17 protein-coding genes and 5 pseudogenes are annotated in these 19,803 nt (G+C 54.6%); 9 read left to right on the top strand and 13 right to left on the bottom strand.

From position 1 onward, the window contains the following. The first annotated feature begins 13 nt into the window (after positions 1-13). From AC2TDA_RS16695 to AC2TDA_RS16685, 3 genes are read left to right on the top strand one after another with little or no spacing between them, the layout of a single operon-like run. Complete coding sequence (locus tag AC2TDA_RS16695) at positions 14-679, top strand: TRAP transporter small permease (RefSeq protein ID WP_480879842.1); 666 nt, start codon at positions 14-16, stop codon at positions 677-679. Then, positions 679-2,037 carry a TRAP transporter large permease gene (locus AC2TDA_RS16690; RefSeq protein WP_480847007.1) on the top strand — a complete coding sequence of 453 codons (1,359 nt, stop codon included), beginning with the start codon at positions 679-681 and terminating at the stop codon, positions 2,035-2,037. The genes AC2TDA_RS16695 and AC2TDA_RS16690 overlap by 1 nt, the downstream gene beginning before the upstream one ends. A gap of 11 nt (positions 2,038-2,048) precedes the next feature. Next, positions 2,049-2,828: an IclR family transcriptional regulator gene (locus tag AC2TDA_RS16685; protein ID WP_480847008.1), complete on the top strand. Its 780-nt coding sequence runs from the start codon at positions 2,049-2,051 to the stop codon at positions 2,826-2,828. A 52-nt stretch (positions 2,829-2,880) separates the two neighbouring features. Here AC2TDA_RS16685 and AC2TDA_RS16680 read toward each other — a convergent pair. Together AC2TDA_RS16680 and AC2TDA_RS16675 are read right to left on the bottom strand one after the other, a co-directional pair. Then, positions 2,881-3,594 (bottom strand): annotated as a pseudogene (locus tag AC2TDA_RS16680) (IS6 family transposase); the annotation flags it as partial. A 49-nt stretch (positions 3,595-3,643) separates the two neighbouring features. Continuing rightward, positions 3,644-3,822, bottom strand: a pseudogene (locus tag AC2TDA_RS16675) (IS6 family transposase); the annotation flags it as partial. A gap of 202 nt (positions 3,823-4,024) precedes the next feature. Here AC2TDA_RS16675 and AC2TDA_RS16670 point away from each other — a divergent pair. Together AC2TDA_RS16670 and AC2TDA_RS16665 are read left to right on the top strand one after the other, a co-directional pair. Continuing rightward, positions 4,025-4,906, top strand: coding sequence for a cation diffusion facilitator family transporter (locus AC2TDA_RS16670; RefSeq protein ID WP_480847009.1), 882 nt, complete (start codon positions 4,025-4,027; stop codon positions 4,904-4,906). A gap of 162 nt (positions 4,907-5,068) precedes the next feature. Further along, positions 5,069-5,875, top strand: a complete 807-nt coding sequence (locus AC2TDA_RS16665) for a hypothetical protein (RefSeq protein WP_480879840.1) — start codon at positions 5,069-5,071, stop codon at positions 5,873-5,875. 75 nt (positions 5,876-5,950) lie between these two features. Here AC2TDA_RS16665 and AC2TDA_RS16660 read toward each other — a convergent pair whose 3' ends face one another. The 4 genes and pseudogenes from AC2TDA_RS16660 to AC2TDA_RS16645 form a co-directional block, all read right to left on the bottom strand. Continuing rightward, positions 5,951-6,598, bottom strand: a complete 648-nt coding sequence (locus AC2TDA_RS16660; protein WP_480879838.1) for a response regulator — start codon at positions 6,596-6,598, stop codon at positions 5,951-5,953. Further along, on the bottom strand, positions 6,595-7,737 hold the full coding sequence (locus AC2TDA_RS16655; protein WP_480879836.1) for a sensor histidine kinase: 1,143 nt from the start codon (positions 7,735-7,737) through the stop codon (positions 6,595-6,597). Before AC2TDA_RS16655 ends, AC2TDA_RS16660 begins: the two co-directional genes overlap by 4 nt. A 505-nt stretch (positions 7,738-8,242) precedes the next feature. After that, positions 8,243-8,509, bottom strand: coding sequence for a MerR family DNA-binding transcriptional regulator (locus tag AC2TDA_RS16650; protein WP_480879834.1), 267 nt, complete (start codon positions 8,507-8,509; stop codon positions 8,243-8,245). 69 nt (positions 8,510-8,578) lie between these two features. After that, positions 8,579-8,973 (bottom strand): annotated as a pseudogene (locus AC2TDA_RS16645) (DDE-type integrase/transposase/recombinase). A gap of 49 nt (positions 8,974-9,022) precedes the next feature. Here AC2TDA_RS16645 and AC2TDA_RS16640 point away from each other — a divergent pair. Both AC2TDA_RS16640 and AC2TDA_RS16635 read left to right on the top strand, forming a co-directional pair. Then, positions 9,023-10,011: pseudogene (locus tag AC2TDA_RS16640) on the top strand (aldehyde dehydrogenase family protein). Positions 10,012-10,060: 49 nt separating this feature from the next. Continuing rightward, positions 10,061-10,264, top strand: a pseudogene (locus AC2TDA_RS16635) (aldehyde dehydrogenase family protein); the annotation flags it as partial. Between the two features lie 218 nt (positions 10,265-10,482). On the opposite strand, the gene speB reads toward AC2TDA_RS16635, so the two are convergent. Beyond that, positions 10,483-11,430, bottom strand: a complete 948-nt coding sequence (speB, locus tag AC2TDA_RS16630) for an agmatinase (protein ID WP_480847015.1) — start codon at positions 11,428-11,430, stop codon at positions 10,483-10,485. 160 nt (positions 11,431-11,590) lie between these two features. Between speB and AC2TDA_RS16625 the strand changes: the two genes are divergently transcribed. Next, positions 11,591-12,595, top strand: a complete 1,005-nt coding sequence (locus AC2TDA_RS16625; RefSeq protein WP_480879833.1) for a LysR family transcriptional regulator — start codon at positions 11,591-11,593, stop codon at positions 12,593-12,595. Positions 12,596-12,735: 140 nt separating this feature from the next. Here the strand turns inward: AC2TDA_RS16625 and AC2TDA_RS16620 are convergent, their stop codons facing one another. Next, entirely contained in the window at positions 12,736-14,211 is a 1,476-nt protein-coding gene (locus tag AC2TDA_RS16620; protein ID WP_480847019.1) for an NAD-dependent succinate-semialdehyde dehydrogenase, read from the bottom strand. A 2-nt stretch (positions 14,212-14,213) separates the two neighbouring features. Beyond that, positions 14,214-15,491, bottom strand: coding sequence for a 4-aminobutyrate--2-oxoglutarate transaminase (locus AC2TDA_RS16615; RefSeq protein WP_480879832.1), 1,278 nt, complete (start codon positions 15,489-15,491; stop codon positions 14,214-14,216). A gap of 150 nt (positions 15,492-15,641) precedes the next feature. On the opposite strand from AC2TDA_RS16615, the gene AC2TDA_RS16610 reads away from it, so the two are divergent. Continuing rightward, positions 15,642-16,208 (top strand): cupin domain-containing protein, encoded by a 567-nt coding sequence (locus tag AC2TDA_RS16610; protein WP_480847023.1) that lies wholly within the window; start codon positions 15,642-15,644, stop codon positions 16,206-16,208. 186 nt (positions 16,209-16,394) lie between these two features. Here AC2TDA_RS16610 and AC2TDA_RS16605 read toward each other — a convergent pair whose 3' ends face one another. From AC2TDA_RS16605 to AC2TDA_RS16590, 4 genes are read right to left on the bottom strand one after another with little or no spacing between them, the layout of a single operon-like run. Next, positions 16,395-17,123 (bottom strand): MBL fold metallo-hydrolase, encoded by a 729-nt coding sequence (locus AC2TDA_RS16605; RefSeq protein WP_480879831.1) that lies wholly within the window; start codon positions 17,121-17,123, stop codon positions 16,395-16,397. Beyond that, positions 17,120-18,148, bottom strand: coding sequence for an ABC transporter ATP-binding protein (locus AC2TDA_RS16600; RefSeq protein WP_480879830.1), 1,029 nt, complete (start codon positions 18,146-18,148; stop codon positions 17,120-17,122). The genes AC2TDA_RS16605 and AC2TDA_RS16600 overlap by 4 nt, the downstream gene beginning before the upstream one ends. Next, positions 18,145-18,918, bottom strand: a complete 774-nt coding sequence (locus AC2TDA_RS16595) for an ABC transporter permease (RefSeq protein ID WP_480879828.1) — start codon at positions 18,916-18,918, stop codon at positions 18,145-18,147. Before AC2TDA_RS16595 ends, AC2TDA_RS16600 begins: the two co-directional genes overlap by 4 nt. Next, entirely contained in the window at positions 18,915-19,769 is an 855-nt protein-coding gene (locus AC2TDA_RS16590; RefSeq protein WP_480879827.1) for an ABC transporter permease, read from the bottom strand. The genes AC2TDA_RS16595 and AC2TDA_RS16590 overlap by 4 nt, the downstream gene beginning before the upstream one ends. Positions 19,770-19,803: the final 34 nt, after the last annotated feature.

Raw genomic sequence — 19,803 nt, 5'->3', positions numbered from 1 at the left:
GAGGACGGGGTTCATGTCATTTTGGGCAGATCTCGGTGCAATTTTCAGCGCCTTACTCAGCCAGGATTCGTTCGAGATACAATCCGCATTGGCGTCTGACGCAACTTGGGTCGTCGGCACTGTATTTTCGGCCCTGGGTGGCTTACTCATCATGCTGATCTATCGGACAGTGCCGTTCATTGAACGACACTTTGAACGGGCTGTGATGGTTTATTCGTACCTGGCCATCTCTATGATCATCTTCTGGGGAGTGATTGACCGGTTTGTCTTTAACAATCAGGAACCCTGGTCCACCACCATTCCCCCGCTGTTGTTCATGGTTATGGCCTGGTTCGGCGCGTCCTATAATGTGCGCTTACGCACCCATCTGTGTTTCAGCGAATTCCGCACAGCCATGCCGCGTGCAGGACAATTGGCATGCCTGTTTCTGGACGCTGTCCTTTGGTTCATATTTGCCGTTATCGTTATCGTCACGACAACGCGGCTGGTGGCGCTGTCAGCTTCGAACTTTCAGATTGTACTGGGGACAGACAACATTATGCAATGGTGGTTCCTTCTTGCAGCACCACTTTCCTTCTTCCTAATGGTCGGGCGGGTGTTTCAGAATCTGGCCGACGACTTGCACAACTGGAAAACTGGCGAGCCGCTGATCAAGCAGGCCGTGATTGGAGCGGACTGATGGCTGACGGAACTTGGGTTACACTGATCTCGCTGGGCGTCACGTTCCTGTTCATGCTAGGCGTACCGGTATTACTTGTTATCGGGTATTGGGTGATAGGCTGTTCGTTTGTCCTCGGCCTGACGCTGGACAATATGGGCGCCGAGTTGCTCAACGTGTTCAACAAGGGCTTTGCACTGCTCGCGATGCCACTGTTCATCCTGACCGGAGACCTGATCAACAGATCAGGCATTGCCCGACGGCTCAGCGATTTTGCCTATGCCTGTCTGGGCTGGATACGCGGCGGGTTAGCTATGGCATCACTTGGGGCGTGCGGATTGTTCGCTGCAATCTCAGGCTCAAACTCAGCCACGACGGCAACAATCGGGTCGATGCTGCATCCGGAAATGGTCAAAGGTGGCTATGACGAACGCTTTAGCGCGGCCACTGCCGCAGCAGGTGGTACTGTGGGGATCATCATTCCTCCGTCGATTATCTTCATTGTCTATGGTTTCCTGATGAACCTGCCGATTTCCGAACTGTTCGTGGCAGGCATTCTTCCCGGTGCACTGATGGTAATTGGCATGCAGTTCGCGTGCTGGATCATTTGCCGGATCAACGGCTGGGGGCATCTCATTCCGTTGCAATTGAATCGTGTCCTGAAGACCGCTTTTGGGGCATGGCTCGGATTCTTTGCAATCGGGCTGGTGTTATGGGGCATTTATACAGGCAAGTTTTCCCCGACCGAGGCAGCGGGCGTCACCGTTGGGTTCTGTATGATAGCTGGTCTTGTCAGCTACCCAATCAACCGGATCATGGGCGCGCGCGACGATATCCTGCCAACTGACAAGAGCTTTGCTGAAATGTTGGTCGTCGAAGGGTTCACTGTCCCCGAGATTCCATCGATCGTCATTCGCTCGGCGCAGATCACCGGGATTCTTGCGCCGCTGATCGCAATTTCAGTCGTTATGCAACAAATCCTGTCTTTGCTGGGCGCACAACAAACCATCGGAGATTTCGTGACTTCGATGGGTGGCTACTACGCCGTTCTGTTCACCTCGATGGTGATTGTGTTCTTCTCGGGCATGGTGTTGGAAAGCCTGCCGGTGACGATCATTCTGGCGCCGATCCTTGCACCAATCGCAGCCTCGGTCGGTGTTGATCCGATCCATTTTTCGGTGATCTTCCTTGTGGGTGCATCCATCGGCTTTATCACGCCGCCATATGGGTTGAACCTCTATGTGGCGTCGGGTGTAACGGGCGTGCCTTACTTCCGTCTGTTGCGGTACACGGTGCCGTATCTGGTGGCGCTTCTGTCGGTCTGGATTTTGGTGGCGTTGGTGCCCGATCTGGCCTTGATCCTGCTGCCAAATAACTAGAATGTTGCAGGATGGCCGAGACGGAAAAACAAGACAAAGAAACCCAGATTCCGACCAATCTGCGTTTGCTTCTTATTCTGGAAGAGGTGGCGCGGCGTGGTGTGGCGGTAAAACCCGCTGAATTGATCGATGCCCTCGGCCTGGCTAAGCCAACCGTTCACAGGCTGCTTCAGACAGCCGAGGTCGAGGGTTTCCTACAGCGTGATCTGGACGGTCGTTCTTATGGTCCGGGTCCCCGATTGCGCAAACTATCGGTCAACATAATGTCTTCCGAACATTTGCGGACCGCACGGCTTGCTATCTTGCGAGGCGTCGCGGACAAAATCGGCGAGACATGCAACCTCGCCATCCCCGACCGCGAGGGCATGATCTATCTGGACCGGGTGGAAACCAAATGGCCGTTGCGGATTCAGCTGCCAATCGGGACCCAGGTGCCTTTTCACTGCACCGCCAGCGGTAAAATGTACCTGTCCACGCTGCGTCAGAAAACACTGGATGGCGTGCTGGAAGCAGGGCCTTTAAAGCAACACTCAGATCACAGGTCTATTGACACAAAGGCATTACGTGCCGAGCTGAAAACTATTGGCGAACGAGGGTATTCTACTGACAATGAAGAGTTCATGATCGGCATGACCGCAATTGCCGTGCCGATCAATGACGAACACGACCGCATCACTGCAACACTGTCAGTCCATGCACCTATCCAACGCCATGATATCAATGGATTGATAGACTTTCTTGCGATCCTAAAGCCAGCTGCTGGAAGGCTGGCCAAACTAATAAATGAATAAGGCATTCCAATTTGTTTGCCGCGACTGAATGCGACCTGGTTTGTGCCCGCCACGAGGTCATTTCGAGAGCGTAGCCATCCCAAAGATGGAAAGAATTGGTCTTGGCGTGACGGAGTGAGATGGCGGAGAATTGATAGCGGCAAGAGCTAAAGACAGTATTGATCTGATCGTGAGCGGCAAGAAACCTTTGCGCCTGCTTTGCGGACTTGAAACGTCCCATCAGCTTCTCGCGCTTTCGAGTGGGTCTGCGTGATCCTTCATCCTTCGATCCGATTGTTTAACCCTTTATGTGCTCGGTGAGCTGCACCCACCGCAAGATCGCGGATCGGCCTGAAATAGCTTCGCAACTTATCCGTGATCACGACACGGGGTTCGTAGTATTGCGAAATCAACTGCTTCAAAAAGCGCCGGGCCGCCTTGGCGTTCCGCTGTAGTTGGACGAGAATATCATAGGCATCCCCGTTCGCATCCACCGCCCGCCAGTGCCAGCGTTTTCAGCCGTAGATCGGGATGACCACTTCGTTCAAATGCCATTTGTCGGGCGCCTTTGGCCGGTTTCGCCTGATGCAATTGGCGAAATGACCACCAAAACGGTTAACTCACTGTCGGAGAGTTTCCCGGCTGACCGTAACTCCGCGATCAGCGAAAAGACCGTCAACATCGGCTTTACTGAGCGAAAAGCGATGATAGGCTCAGAAGCATTGCCGATGATCTCGCGCGGAAAACGAAACCTCATCAGGTGCAGCACTTTGGGCGGAATCTTCATGCGTGGCGCTTTACCAGTTCAGAAAGCGCAAGCATGTTGGCAATCACCTTTCGGCAATTCCGCCAGAATATCGTGTTACCCTGCGGTTTAACGTGGTGTGATCCACAAAAACGCAGCGTTCGGCCATGATCTCCTCATCATCGCGATATGACACTCCTTAGCGACCATTGAAGAAACGGTGAACAGGATCACATCCTTCGGATATTGTGTGTCTTTGAAGGAATATATGAGCTCGCTTTCGACCTGAAAAGACAGACAGTCATTCACACACAAGCTCCAAGAGCGTTAATGGTCAGAAGTTTGCGACAGAACTAGGTATCCGGCCATAAAACCCTATTCCATTTTTACGAAACACCTGTTTACGTTTCGAGCATGGGAACTCTCCTATAGCCCGAGTTTTCATTGACGTTTGATCGAGGATCGTGGCCAAATGACACAGAAATTCGCGCTTTGGTCCATTCCAATTTCAATCGCCGTACTGGTCCTAAAGCTGCTGGCTTGGTGGTTGACAGGCTCAGTGGCTTTGCTTTCGGACGCAATGGAGTCCACCGTGAACGTCATGGCCGCTCTGCTCGCGTATTTCGCGGTGCGGGTTGCCAGTAAGCCGCCGGATAAAAACCACCCATTTGGTCACAAAAAAGCCGAGTACCTATCTGCTGTTGTGGAGGGCATACTAATTGTGCTCGCGGCCTTTTTGATCATCAGAGAGGCGGTGTTGGCACTTCCTAATCCACATCTTGATGATGCGCCGCTGCTTGGTATCGCCATCAACATCATTGCGACTGGTGTGAATGGTGCTTGGGCCTATCTGTTGCTTAAAATCGGCAGGCGCGAGGGGTCGCCTGCCTTGGAAGCAAGTTCCCGACACATTTTCACGGACGTGATGACATCAGTTGGCGTCGTGGCGGGGCTTTTATTGGCTCTCGTCACGGGATGGCTGATCCTTGATCCGATCCTGGCAATTCTTGTTGCCCTGAACATCTTGTGGGAAGGATGGAAAGTTATCCGGGCATCCGTGGATGGTTTGATGGATGTGAGCCTTTCCGACCATGACTTACAGGTCGTTTCTGCTGCTATTGAAGCAAATCTCGGATCAGCTTTGGAGTATCACGACCTCAAAGGGCGTAGATCCGCGAATGTCATATTTGTCGAATTTCATCTTGTTGTGGACGGGTCAATGTCTGTCAGCGCGGCTCATGACATATGCAATGAAATCGAAGAAGAATTGGAGCATTTGTATCCGGGTTCTGTCTTTGTCATTCACCTCGAACCTGACGAAGAGTTGCAAGGTGACAGGGTTGGTGCACACTGAAATCTTTCGAAGGCCCTGTGAAAGCAATTTCAGTTGGTTTCGCGTTTCTGCCTAAGACGTTCGGCCTGCAATTAATCAGACCTAAGCCCGATGTGGGGAAACAGGGGCCACGATAACCTGTCTCCAGTTCATGAAACGCGTCGAACAGTATTGGAGGCGAAGATGAAAGTTCAAAGAAAGTTAGGCCAACTTCTCAGCACAGCGGCACTGGCTTCGTTGATTGCAGTGGCGCCGTACGTGCCAAAGTTTGACGCTGACGGTCGTCTGCAACTTGAGCCAGCCTACGCTTTTGCCAAGAGTGGTAAAGGTAAAGATGGGGATGGTCGCGATGATGATCGGGATGACGACCGCGACGATGACCGTGATGATGATCGCGACGACGACCGCGACGACGACCGCGACGATGACCGTGATGATGATCGCGACGGCCGTGATGATGACCGTGATGACAGTTCAGGATCAGGCAAAGGCGGTCGCGACGATGACAATGACGATGACTCGAAACGCGCCAACAGGGGCAGCGGAAAAAAGGATCGGTCTCATGCTGGGGGCAAGGCTTCAGGTTCGGCCGGGATAACAAAGGTCGAAACAAACGCTAACGGCATCGAAGTGCGTTACGCCGACGGAACCAAAGAAGAGATCGAAAACGGCAAGTATGAGAGAAAGAATGCTCAGAACCGAACCGTTGAGGAGCGCCCCGCGACTGGCGCCGACGTCTCAAGGCTCCGGTCTTTGGCAAATGGTATCTCAATCGATAACGTGCGCTCATCCGGACAAGGGGGCACTGCTGGTAGCCGGCCCACGAAAATAGAACGCCAGGGCAACAACATCGAAGTAAACTACGCAAATGGTTGGAAAGAAGAGATTGAGTTTGGGCGCTACGAGTTGAAAGACCCGTTCAACCGCACTGTTGTTGAGAGAAACGCAACTGCCTCTGATCGCCGGAGACTACAGTCGGTTACCAACTAAACAATAACTCTGGTCAATGTTCCGCTGGCGGTTTCTTTTAGTGAGAGACCGCCAGAGTCATCAAAGACACCGCAACTAGTCTGCTTTGTTCCAAACATCGTGCGCTATCAGAGCTGCCTCTACCCGATTTCGCGCATGAAGTTTGGACAGGATTGCCGTCATATAGTGCTTCACGGTTTTTTCCTGAAGGTCTAGGTCCTCTGCTATTTCCCGGTTGCTTAACCCCTTGGCCACACGCCGAAGTATTTCTTCCTCTCGATGCGTAAGTTCATTGAGGATGCCATCTTTTTTGGAAGTGTCGGCATCGCTGTTGATCTGAAGCAGTACGCGCGACGCCAGACCTGGCGAAACGAACCCCTCTCCCGCGGCAATGTTGCGCAGTGAACCTGTCAATTCGCTAGCTGTCACGCCCTTTACAATGTACCCTATCGCTCCTGCCTCCAAAGCATCCGCGACATCACTGCTGTTCTCTGAGACTGTCAAAATTGCAATGAAGGGAGGGTTCGCCATCGCCGCAATCTTACGTGTAGCGCTTATCCCACCACCCGGCATCGAGAGGTCGAGAATAGCTATGTCAGGCTGATGCGTTCCAACAAGTGAAATCGCCTCGTCTGCATTTGAACCGGCAGCGAGAACTTCGAACCCGTCGGCTTCTTCTAACGTACGCTGCAAACCGTCCCTGAAAATCGGATGATCATCCGCTATAACGACAGATGTTGTCATGATGTAATGTTCTTTCTGGGAAATAGTGTCATCGTGATGGTGGTTCCTTTGCCAGGGCTCGACGATACCTCGAACCGGCCACCGATACTTTCGACCCGATCTCGCAAACCCATCAACCCCTGGCCTCCATCGTCCCGTAAAACCGCGCCGTTTGTAGGATCAAATCCGGGTCCGTCGTCGTTGACATCAATGACGATGCGATCACTTTGCACCTCACAGGTGACTGTGCATCGGGAACTTGGCGCATATCTCGCGGCATTGGAAAGCGTTTCCTGGAGAAACCGAAACACACACAACTTGTCGGACACTGACAACCCGGGTGCCTGGCTTCCTTGAAACGAAACTTCCGGTCGCAATGGGCTGTGTTCCGAGTGATCTTCTATGGCTCTTTTCACGACATCGATGAGTGCCAGGTTGTCGATGTCCGGAGCAGACAGCCCCCGCGACAATGCACGAATTTCAGCCAGGGACTTTTGCAAGGATTGTTGAATTTCCTCTGCCTCTTTAGGCTTTTCGGCCCCTTCGGGAAACGCGGCCTCCAATCGAAGGGCGGCGAGTGAGAGGTATTGAGCGGGACCATCATGCAGCTCGCTACCAAGTTTTCTAAGAAACCGATCTGTTTGAGCGGAATATCTTTCAGATGCTTCGATTACGCGCGACCGCAGCATGGCATTCTGCTCGGCCATCTTTTCACTTTCAGAAAGACGCTCCTTTAGGAGACGCCCTTGCCGTCGAATTGTGTTGTCGCCAATTGCAACGATAGAAAACAGCACAATCGTACTTGCCACAAATGCCGAGCCGACGAACAGCCAGCTTGTTCTTCTTGCTCTGGCCATGTCCAGTTTCAGTTGATCAGCTCTCTCATAGAACTCGGCGACTGCAATGATTTCGCCGGACCAGAGTTCGCGAATAGGGCTGTAGACTTCCAGTAACGGTATCCCTAGTGCCGCTTCCGCGGCGCTTTCGGCATGATCGAGCTCTTCGAAAGAGCCGGAGATCTCTCCGCTCCATGCCCGCTTCAGATCTTCAGTTGGATTGAAACGATTACCAATTGCGGCTGTATCGGAAGCATGCGCAATCAACCCTTCTTCTTTCCAAAATTTGTAAGAGACAATGCGGTCACGCATTGGTTGGGTCATGAAAATCTCATCCAGTGCCCGGCTCGCCTGCTCAGAAAGACGGTCGCCATGTGCCAATTCCTGACTGAGGGGGGATACGATGCTCTCCATATACAGCGCCGCAGAGTTGGCGGAGTTCTGTACGACGGCGTTCTCTATACGATTTGACACCCAAATCCCGACAATTGCAGTAGCAGACCCCATCACGACAATACTGGCCGCGAGAAAAACTCGCGACAATGACCAATTGCCAATCGTCAGGTCAGCTACTTTCGCTCTCATCGTGAAATTGAATATGTACTACAAATTCTTAACGCACCACCGACCTTAGTCTGACGCGATCTGGTCTAAAAACCGGAGCTTGAGTTATGCCCCAGTTGCGAGACTTAGACGCCCTCCATCATTCTCAACGTGACAGCATCGGTCAGCGAACAATCCCGCTGTCACAATTGGCTGTGTGCTCGCTCAATACGTCCTCCATGCGTCTTAATTCATCGATCTTGCTTCGTACGTTAGCGATATGGGCCTAAGGCAATTCTTTCTCGGATCGGCAATCTTCGTCACCTGCTTTTGGCAGATACAAAAGCACCTTTGCGTCTGAGAGTGGAAGTTCCATGTCACGGCACTGCATTAGAAATCGAAGGCTGCCAACAGTGCTTTCTGAATCTTGCTGAATAGAGTGAGGATTGATCAGAGCTTGTGCAGGCTTTGGCACGATTCCTTCGTGTTCGTAATTGCGGATGGTTTCAGTTCCGACACCCGTTTGGCGGGAAGCCTCTCCTGTCGCAATCACGTGAACCGCTCCCTTTGGTTCTGTCGCGAAAATTTTGGATGGTCTAAATCAGTTTGCCATCGGACACAGTTATCCTGCGAGTGCCGCGAACTGCCTGAAACCGGGTTCACCGTTTGCACCAACTTGCCCTTTTCGGATCATGTGAGCGACCTCAATACCTTCCAGGGCCGCTACTGCTGAATGGAGGCCCCGAAGCCGAGCATCGCCCGGGTCAAGCGTTTGATAAACCGATGATCCTGTTCGATAACGTTGTTCAAATATTTGACCTGCCGGATCTCGATCTGGCGACCTGATCGGGCAAATTTCACGACCCAGCGGTTCAATGCGGCGTGGTCAACCGCAACGCCACGTTCGGCCATGATTTCGTCGAGATCGCGATACGAAACCCCATACCGAATACAGAAGAAAATGGCGTACAGGATCACGTTTTTCGGATAATGCGCGCCTTTGAAGTCCACCGTCATGCTTTCTACTCGGCTTCCTTTGAACACCAGTCTTCTATGACCTAGTAAAATCCAAAGGAAAGACGGGCGAAACCTAGCGACAGATCCAGATATCCTGCGCCTGATCGCCCTGCAAACGCAAAACAGCGGCAAGCCCCAGATCGAAGCCGAAATCGACGTCGGGGACGCGATTGCCACCTTCGAGTCTTACGCTGAGCTCGCTGATGGCCTTGATGCCGCTCAGGGCGCACGGGTCACCCATGCGGGTAAGGTGCATTTCGGGTTTGTGCGACATGAACCGGTCGGTCCTGTCGGAATGATCGTGCCCTGGAACTTCCCGCTAGTTACAGCTGCATGGAAACTGGGCCCGGCGCTTGCAGCTGGCTGCACCACAATTCTGAAATCGTCGGAAATGACGCCGTTTGCCGATTTGGTTTATGGCGACATCGCTCAAGAGATTGGCTTCCGGTCGGCGTGCTGGACCTGCTGACCGGAGATGCAGAGACAGGTATAGCACTGACCGGCAATCCCCTTTTCCGCAAGATCTCGTTTGCCGGCTCCAATATGGTTGGCAGTCAGGTCATGAAGGCTATCTCGCGCCGCTGCCTGCCGGTTGCATTGGAACTGGGCGGAAAGTCTCCGATCGTGGCCACGGCGGATGCGGATGTCAATAAAGCTGTTGACTGCATTATTGGCGGCATTTTCTTCAATGCAGGTCAAATCTGTTCCGCAACCTCGCGGCTTCTCGTGGATAAGTTTATCGAGTCAGAACTGATGGACGCCCTGATTTCCGGAACCCAAGCACTTAGCCACGGACCCGACAAAGATGACGGTGCTGACATGGGGCCAATTACGACCCGGCAACAATTCGAGAAGATCCAGAGATATCTGGAACAGGCTCAGGTAGACGGTTTGGACTGCGTAACAGGCGGTACTGCCCATGGTGAGACCGAAAACTATGTCGAACCTACGATCTATCGTAATGTGTCACACGACAATCCTGTCTGGACCGAAGAGATTTTCGGGCCAACCCCTCGCTACCACAGCCTTAGACGATGAAGCAGAGGCCGTTGCTTTGGCAATTGCCACGGATTAGGGGCTAGTAGGGTCTGTCGTCAGCGGAGATTGGGATCGGGCCAAGCGTGTCGCGGATCAGATTACGGCTGGTCAAATCTGGATCATTACACCGCAAATTGTCTATCCCGACAGCGCCTGGGGCGGGTTCAAGTCCAGCGGGATTGGGCGCGAACTGGGTCCTTGGGGCTTGTCCGGATACCAGGGCGTCAAGCACATTCTATCACCGGTTACCTAGCGCGCGGATGTCTGGATCAGGGGCGTGCGTGTCACAGACAGAGGGCCGCACGCCGATCTTTGGCCGTTATACTTCTGAGATCCGTCTTAAGCTGGACTTAGATTGTCAGACCAATGTGAGCAGTCCGCTGTGACGGCGGATTAATTTGTTAACGTGATGCAAACTATAGTGCAGGCAACAAAAGGCGGCCAACAAGTGGCCGCCGGTTCTCGGGGGAGTCATTCTTTACCGTATGGAACGCCCGGTAGCACACAGAGCATTTCGTACAGCAGGTTGCCCGCGATGACGGCGGTGTTGCCCGAGGGATCGAAGGGCGGTGAGACCTCGACCAGATCGCAGCCGACAAGGTTAAGCCCCTTGCAACCCCTGACAATCTCAAGGGCTTGATTGGTCATCAAACCACCCATTTCGACCGTTCCTGTTCCCGGGGCACAGGCCGGGTCCAGACTGTCGATGTCAAATGTCAGATAGACCGGAGTGTCTCCAACCGCGTCGCGGATTTTGTCCATTAGCGGGGCGCAGGATTTGAACCATAGCTCTTCTGCCTGCACGACGGTAAAGCCCCACTTGCGGGCTATATCAAAGTCGTCGGCCTCGTATCCGGTGCCCCTCAACCCAATCTGGAAGGTCTTTTCAGGTATGATCAGACCTTCCTCATAGGCGCGGCGGAACGGAGTGCCGTGGGCGATCTCTTCGCCAAACATATGGTCATTGATGTCAGCATGCGCATCCACATGGATCAACGCGACTGGCCCATGTTTCTTGTGGATTGAACGCAGCACCGGCAAGGACAGCGTGTGATCCCCACCCAGGGTCAATGGGATCACATCATTTTTGAGAACGTCGTCATAAAAGGCAGTAATCCGTCGCACGCTGTCCTTAAGATCAAAAGTGTTGATCGGGACATCGCCGATATCCGCCACCTGAAGCCCCTCAAACGGTGCCGCAGTGGTCCACATGTTATAGGGCCGGATCAACGTGCTTTCGGCGCGGATCTGGCGGGGCCCGAAACGGGTGCCTGACCGCAAACTGGCCCCGATATCCATCGGAATACCAATAAACGCGGCATCAAGCCCCTCGGCCGTTTCAGCTGCGGGTAGGCGCATGAAGGTGCCCGGCCCCCCAAAACGTGGCATTTCGTTTCCGCCAAGGGGTTGATTATACATAGCTTAACTCCATTCTATTCTTTAGACGATCCCAAGCCACTGCGTGGCCACCGACGGTATTATGCGGCCAGTACGAAGTATTTCTTGAACTGTTCGTTTACCCGAAACTCTCTGCACCACCCTTTGTTGATTACGAAGCTGTCGCCAACCAGCCAGCGAAATGTCGTTCAGGGCAACACAGCGCAAGGCTCGCGATACCTTACAAGCCAGAGCAATTCTCAAAAATTTGGTTTTGCAATTTCTTACATTTGTTGATTTCAATCTATCGATGCGAATCTCAGGTTCAGACATCCACCTGTTGTCAATTTTTGAATGCGTCGCGCGAAGCAAAGGCTTCACCGCCGCGCAGGCCGAGCTTGGCTTGAGTCAGCCGACAATTTCCAATCACATTACGGCCTTGGAGGAACGGCTCGGTGTGAAACTCTGCCAACGCGGTCGCCGAGGGTTTCTGCTGACCGATAAGGGGCAGGTTGTATATGACTTGTCCAAATCGCTGATTGAATCCTTGGAGGACAAGTCCGACAAGCTTTCCGCGCTGAAAAGTAGCCTGACCGGACGGCTTTCGATCGCTGTTGTCGATTGCTCGGCGACAGACGAAAACCTGAGGCTGTCGCAAGCCATTTCGGAAATGACGCAAGAGGCTCCTGATGTGCATTTTTCGATCGAAGTAAAGCAACCTCAGGAGATTATGAACGGCTTGTCCAACGGGCACTATCATGTAGGTATTGGCAGCTTTGATAATAAAATCAATGGCCTGTCCTATGAAGATCTTTATGAAGAGAGGCATTCACTTTACTGCGGCACCAATCACATCCTGCTGTCGCAGGACTTGAATGGTCTGACGCTTGCAAACCTTCGCGAGTACCCCTGGGCGCATCGGGGATATTGGAACCGGCAGCGTCTGAGGCAGGTCAGACAAAACGAGTTGGACAGTGTCGTCAACGATATCGAGGCGCAGATTTTCCTATTGCTGAGCAATCAATATCTGGGATTGCTCCCAGAGCACGCGGCGGCCCAATTCGTATCCAGCAACCGGCTGGTAAAACTGCCTGTAGCGATGGCTGACTATAGTTGCCAGATGCAGGTTGTGTCGCGATCAGGAAAACAGCCGGATATGGTCGAACTGTTTAGGTCGTTTCTCAGAGAGAATATGCGCAGTCAATAGATTGGAAATTCCAATGTTCAACGTCGGAAGCGCCAGGTGTTTCTGGCCGACATTCCTACGAGGCAGAAACGCAAAGCGGCCCGCTTCCGGGCCGCTGAATAGGTAGTACCGCACATTCCGGGCGCGTCGACCTGAATAGATCAGGCGATCTCCCCCATGCAGACATATTTGATCTCCAGGAAGTCTTCCGTCCCGTATTTCGAGCCTTCGCGACCCAGGCCGGATTGTTTGACGCCACCAAAGGGCGCGACTTCAGTTGAGATCAAGCCGGTGTTGACACCCACCATGCCCGATTCCAGAGCCTCGGCCACGCGCCAGGCGCGCGCCAAATCGCGGCTGTAGAAATAAGAGGCCAGACCGAATTCGCTGTCATTGGCCATGGCGATGACGTCGTCTTCCTCATCAAACTTAAACAGAGGAGCTACGGGGCCAAAGGTTTCGTCCTTCGCCACCACCATGTCGCGGGTCACGCCGGTCAGAACTGTGGGTTCAAAAAAGGTGCCGCCCAGATCCGAACGTTTACCGCCCAGCGTTACTGTCGCACCTTTGGAAACCGCGTCTGAGATGTGTTCTTCCACCTTGTCGACCGCCGCCTGATTGATCATCGGTCCGGTCGTAACACCGTCACCGAAGCCGTCGCCCACATTCAGCGCTTTGGTCTTTTCCGCCAGCTTGGCGGCGAACTCGTCATAGACGCCTGCTTGCACATAGATACGATTAGCACAGACGCAGGTCTGACCGTTGTTGCGGAACTTGGCGATCATCGCGCCGTCAACTGCGGCATCCACATCAGCGTCGTCGAACACGATGAAGGGCGCGTTGCCGCCCAGTTCAAGGCTCATCTTTTTGATGGTGCCCGCGGCCTGGCGCATCAGGATCTGGCCCACGCGGGTCGAGCCGGTGAAGGTGATCTTGGCGACTTTGTCGTTAGTGCACAACTCGTTCCCGACGCCCGAACTGTCGGTGCCCGGGATCACGTTGAACACGCCTGCGGGGATGCCCGCGCGTTCACCTAGAACTGCCATGGCCAATGCCGAGAGCGGCGTCAGTGTCGCTGGGCGCGCTACAAAGGTACAGCCCACGGCCAGCGCCGGTCCAACCTTGCGCGCAATCATTGCGTTGGGGAAGTTCCATGGGGTAATCGATCCGACAACGCCAACGGGCTGTTTCAGCACCACGATACGCTTGTCGCGTTGGTGGCCGGGGATGATGTCACCGTACACGCGTTTAGCCTCTTCCGAGAACCACTCGATGAAAGATGCACCATACAGAATCTCTCCGCGCGCTTCTGCCCACGGCTTGCCCATCTCGGCGGTCAGGATGGTGGCCAGATCGTCGGCATTTTCGACCATCAGGTCGAACCACTTGCGCAGGATTGCGGCGCGTTCCTTGCCGGTCTGGGCGGCCCAATCCTTCTTGGCGGCATAGGCCGCATCAATGGTATCTACGGTGCCATCGATGCTGACATCGGTCACGTTGGCGATCAGATCACCGTTGGCGGGGTTGTGGACGGGGAACGTCGCTTCGCCTTCAACCCATTCACCGTTGATATAGGCGCGGGTTTCCAGAAGGCTGGGATCTTTCAACTCCAGCTTGGTCACTTTGGTATCCAGCATGTTCAGGCTCCTTTGGCAGCGTCAACCGAGGCTTCCACAATATCCATGGCTTCGGCAAAGATGTCGTCTTGCACCGTCAGCGGTGCGAGAAAACGGATTACGTTTCCATATACGCCGCATGTCAACAGGATCAATCCGCGCTTCAGCGCTTCGGCCCGTACGGCGTTAGCCATGTCCGGGTTCGGGGCGCTGCCATCGGCAGTGTTGAATTCAGCTGCCACCATGAAGCCGGGGCCGCGAATGTCGACGATCTCGGGTGTGCGGGCGCGGATCGATTCCAGACGCTGTTTCAGACGCGAGCCCAGCTCATTGGCGCGAGCACACAGGTCCTCTTCTTCGATGACGTCCATCACCGCATGGGCGGCTGCGATGCCTAGAGGGTTGCCGCCATAGGTGCCACCCAAACCGCCGGGCTGCGCTGCATCCATCAGGTCGGCGCGCCCGGTGACAGCTGCCAAAGGCAGACCACCCGCCAGACCCTTGGCCATGGTAGTGATGTCAGCAGCCACGTCATAAGCGTCCATCGCAAACAGATTGCCGGTGCGAGCGAAACCCGTCTGCACCTCGTCAGCGATCAGAACGATACCGTGTTCGTCACACAGCGTGCGCAGGCCGCGCATCAGTTCGGCAGGCGCGGAGTAGAATCCGCCTTCGCCCTGGACCGGTTCGATTATGATTGCGGCAACGCGGTCCGGATCCAGATCGGCCTTGAACAGCTTGTTGAGCGCGCCCAGCGAATCCGCGGTCGAAGTGCCGTGAAGCTCAACCGGGAAGGGGACGTGATAGGTGTCTGGCATCATCGCGCCGAACCCTGCCTTATAGGGCTGCACCTTGCCTGTCAGCGACATACCCATGAAGGTTCGGCCATGAAACCCGCCGCCAAAGGCGATAATAGCCGGGCGCCCGGTTGCGGCACGGGCAACCTTGACGGCATTCTCGACTGCCTCAGCGCCGGTCGTGACAAAGACGGTTTTCTTTGCGAAATCGCCGGGCACCTTCTCGTTCAGGCGTTCGGCCAGACGGATGTAGTTTTCGTAAGGCAGAACCTGATGGCAGGTATGGGTGAAACTGGCGGCCTGTTTCTGCACGGCCTCCATTACCTTGGGGTGGCAGTGTCCGGTGTTCACAACGGCGATGCCTGCGGCGAAGTCGATATATCGTTTGCCTTCGACATCCCACACTTCGGAGTTTGCAGCACGATTGACGTAGACCTGTGTTTGCATGCCCACGCCCTTAGCGATCGAGGCATTGCGGCGTTCAGCAATCTGAGCGTTCAGCATCTTGCGTCCTTTCCGGTTACCGGGCGCTGTGCCCGTATGTCTGATTGCGCAACACTAGTGCCCGCTGTCCAAAGTAAAAGCCTGTTTCTTGTGAATCATAAGTCCTTGAATTAACGTTCTCGCACCTGCCGGATGATGCGGATATTGAACATGAGAAACACTGATCAGGATGATCTGAACCTTGGCCTGCGCCTGCGCTCACTTCGCAAACGTGCCGGGTTGTCACAGCGGGCGCTGGCTAAAAAGGCGAATGTGCCGAACTCGACCATCTCACTGATCGAGTCAGGCAAAACGAACCCGTCGGTGGGTGCGTTGCAGCGCATTTTGCAAGGTATCCCGATTGGCATGTCCGATTTCTTCTCATACGAGATCGAACCCGAGCAAACCGTGTTCTACGCCGCCGAGGACCTGACCGAGATCGGCAAGGGCGGCTTGTCGCTGCGGCAGGTGGGAACAAACCTGCATGGCCGTGCGATGATGATTTTGCAGGAAACCTATGACCTGGGTGCTGACACGGGCCGGGTGATGTACGGGCATGAGGCCGAAGAGGGCGGCATCGTCGTCGCGGGCCGGATCGAGGTCACTGTGGGTGAACAGCGCAAGATGCTGGGACCGGGCGACGCGTATTACTTCGACAGCCGCACTCCGCACCGGTTTCGTCAGGTCGGCCCTGAGAAGTGCAGGATCATTAGCGCCTGTACTCCGCCGACGTTTTGAAGACGACTATCACAGAAACCGATGCCCGGACCTTGCAACCAGTGACGCGCTGACCCTGCGCGGCAAACAGAGCAGTTTCGATTCTTTCATCGTGCCTTTGTCAAATCCTCGGTCAGCCGGATAGTCTGTCAGGGTTTGCGACGGGATAGTACAAGTCACGCCAAAACCGGGCGCTGCTGCTAAAGATTACCTGTCCTTCTCTCGCAACCAGCTGGAAATGATCTCGACGTGGCGGTCACCAGAATAGGATGGGAAATGGCCGCCGTGCACAATCCGCGCGGGCAGTTCCAAAAGTCGCTTCATACTTTTGATGTAGTCCGCCATGTCGTTAGCGTCGTCGCTTTCAATCAAAGGTCCGTCATAGACGATATCACCGCTAATCAGCGTTGCTGTCGCAACCTCCCACAGCGCAATTCCACCGGGCGAATGACCTGGCGTATGGATAACTTCAAAATGGCGGTCGCCCAGATCGATGACATCGCCGTCTTCCAGAATACGTGTCGCCGGGGCCGCCTTTACGCCATAGGTCGAAGACTCGTACCGCCCAGGGGGCAGCTGATGGAAGATGTCGTCTTTGACATAGTCTTCGGCCAGGGTGTTCACGCGGCTGGGCTGCGCAAGAATATCTGCTTCAGCAGTGTGGCATAGACGGCAGGGAAATTCGTGATGCGTTCCGATATGGTCGAAATGGGTGTGGCTCGCGACGGCGTCGAGAGGGCGCTCGGTGACAAGCGGGACCCAATTGCGCAACGACAACACACCCATGCCGCTATCGACCAGCATATCTCGGTCGCGTCCGCGTACATGCCAGATGTTGCAGCGGAAGAACTCCTTGATATGCGGCTCGTCAATCCAGGTTATCCCGTCCGAGAGGGGACGTATCCTGTACCAGTTTTCCGGGCGGGCCCGTTTCATTCTGTACCGTCCAGCACCAGCGGGTGCGACCCGAAAAGATTGACTTCGCCACCGAGCTCGGGCAGCTCTCCAAGCGGCAGGTGGGCGATGAACTCCAAGTCTGGCTGTTGGATCGGTCGGAAGTGACAGCGGTGATATGTTCCGAAAAAGGCCGTGCTTTCCAGTACTGCTTTACCAAGTTCGATGGCGCCGCTGAGGCCTATGTTCTCGGGACGCATACACAGATGCGGATTGGCGCAGTTCTCCACGCCTTCAATCCTGCCAAAAGTAGTGGTGGCGGTGCCATCCTTTATCGTGGCGGGGATGATGTTCATGTCGCCCATGAAATTGGCGGAAAACATCGTGCGCGGTGTCAGGTAGACCTGCTCTGGCCGTCCCACATCTTCGATATGACCGTGGTTCATCACCACGATGCGATCTGCCACAGCCATCGCTTCTTCCTGATCGTGGGTGACATGAACAAATGTGGTTCCGACCTGACGCTGGATGGTCTTGAGCTCTTCCTGCATTTGGCGGCGCAGCTTTAGATCAAGCGCACCGAGTGGTTCATCAAGCAGCAAGACATCCGGGTCTACTGCCAGAGCACGAGCAAGAGCAACCCGCTGGCGCTGACCGCCTGAAAGCTCATGCGGTTTGTGGCCGGATTTGTCCGGCAAACCCACAAGCTCAAGCATCTCCATCGCTTTGTCGTTTCGAGTTTTTTTGCCCTCTCCCTTCATGCGCAGACCAAAAGCCACGTTGTCGCGCAAGGTCATGTGCGGGAACAGGGCATAGTCCTGAAACATGGTGGTTGTCGGGCGGTCCTTGGGGGCAACACCGGTCATGTCATTACCACCGATCAGCACCTGACCCGATGTTGGCGTCAGGAAGCCACCCAGTAAGAACAACAGAGTCGACTTACCGCAGCCCGAGGGCCCCAAAAGAACCAGAAACTCACCCGCCGCTATGTCGAGATTTATTTCGTGCAGCGCTGTGAAATCGCCGAATTTCTGGTGAACAGACTGAAAGGATACGTCAGCGGTCATGATTTGGACTTTCTAAAGACGGCCACCTCAAGGATCAGAAGCACCGCAACGGAAACAAGGAAAACGAGCGATCCAATCGCGTTGGTCGCCGGGGACAGGCCCGATCGCAGCATCGACCAGATTTCAACCGGCAGGGTGACATCAAACCGGGTCAGCAGGAAGGCGATGATAAACTCGTCCCAACTGAATGTGACCGCCAGGAAAAACGCCGCCAGCAAGGCCGGGCGAAGCATCGGCGCCGTCACCAGACACAACACCCGCCATTCGGACGCTCCCAAATCACGCGCAGCGCGTTCGGCATTTTTCTGATGATCTCCCATCGCCGCAAACAAAATAGCGAAACACAGAGGCAGGTTTATAACGACGTGGCCGATCCCGGCCGTCCAGAGCGAAGGCCGGATGCCAATGTCATTGAACATGTTCAACAGCCCCAACGCGATGATCAGATAGCTGACCGTCATTGGCGCGATCAGAAGGCCGCGCATGATGACCGAACCCGGCAACCAAACGCGCGCCAGGCCCTGCGCGGCCAGAAAACCCAGAAACAGCGCGACCGATGCCGACAGAAGCGCCACTTTGAGAGAGTTCCAAAGACCCTCCATCAGGTCGCGGTCGTTCAGAACCTCAACATACCAGACTAGCGAAGGGCCGTTGAATGGTGGCACCGGCAAGCGGCTTTCCTGAAAGGAAAAAAGCACCAGAACCACAACAGGAAGAAAAATGAACGCGAAGATCGCTGCCAGATAGATCCATCCAATGATCCGCATCATACCCGCTCCATTTTCAGCCAGCGCGCCGTGGCTGCGTAGGCAATCGTGACAATGACCATCAGGACTAGGGATAAGGCCGAGGCCATCGGAAAATCACCGCGCCGTCCCAGTTGAAGCATGATCAGCTGTGGCATCGTCAACTCGTTGTTGCCGCCCAGAATCTGCGGTGTGATGTAATCGCCGATACACAGCACGAAGGTCAGAAAAGCGCCTGTCATGATCCCCGGCAAGGTCAGCGGTAGGATCACGAGCCGAAAAGTGTTCCAGCCGCTTGCACCCAGATCAGCCGCTGCCCGTGCATAGTTGGGCGACAACTGGATCAGGTTAGAGTAGATCGTCAGCGTCAGAAGCATGACAAAGAAATGCACGAAACCGATGATGGTCGCGCTGCGCGTCGCCATGATCTTGATCGGTTCGTCCAACAGGCCGATGCCGATCAGCGCCTCCATCAACACGCCATTTTGCCCCAGAACGAGGGCCCAAGCGTATGACCGTACCACGTAGGACGTCCAGAACGGCAAGACGGCTAACATGATCGCAAGCCGCTGCCAGCGCTGGGGCACTTGTGTGGCAATAATCCACGCCAATGGCCACGCCAGAAGCACGGAGAGGATCGTGACAACGGCAGTGATTTCCAGAGACACGATTATCCCCTTGAACAGCGAAGGGGTCGTGAAAATCCTGATGTAATTACCGAAGTCGAACGACTGAACGATCTCTCGGCCTTCCAGGTGAGCAAGGCTCAACAAGATCATCGCCGCAAAGGGCAAGACAAAGAACGCACCTGTCCACATCAGAGCTGGAGCGACAAGCGTAAAGGCTCGTTTTCTTTCGATTTTTTCGATACTCATGTGCGTTCCCAGATAGGCTGTGCGGCGTGGAAAG

The sequence above is a fragment of the Ruegeria sp. HKCCD6426 genome (genome assembly GCF_057221115.1).
Note: the sequence above shows the minus strand (reverse complement) of the source record. Positions and strands in the feature narration are given on the sequence as shown.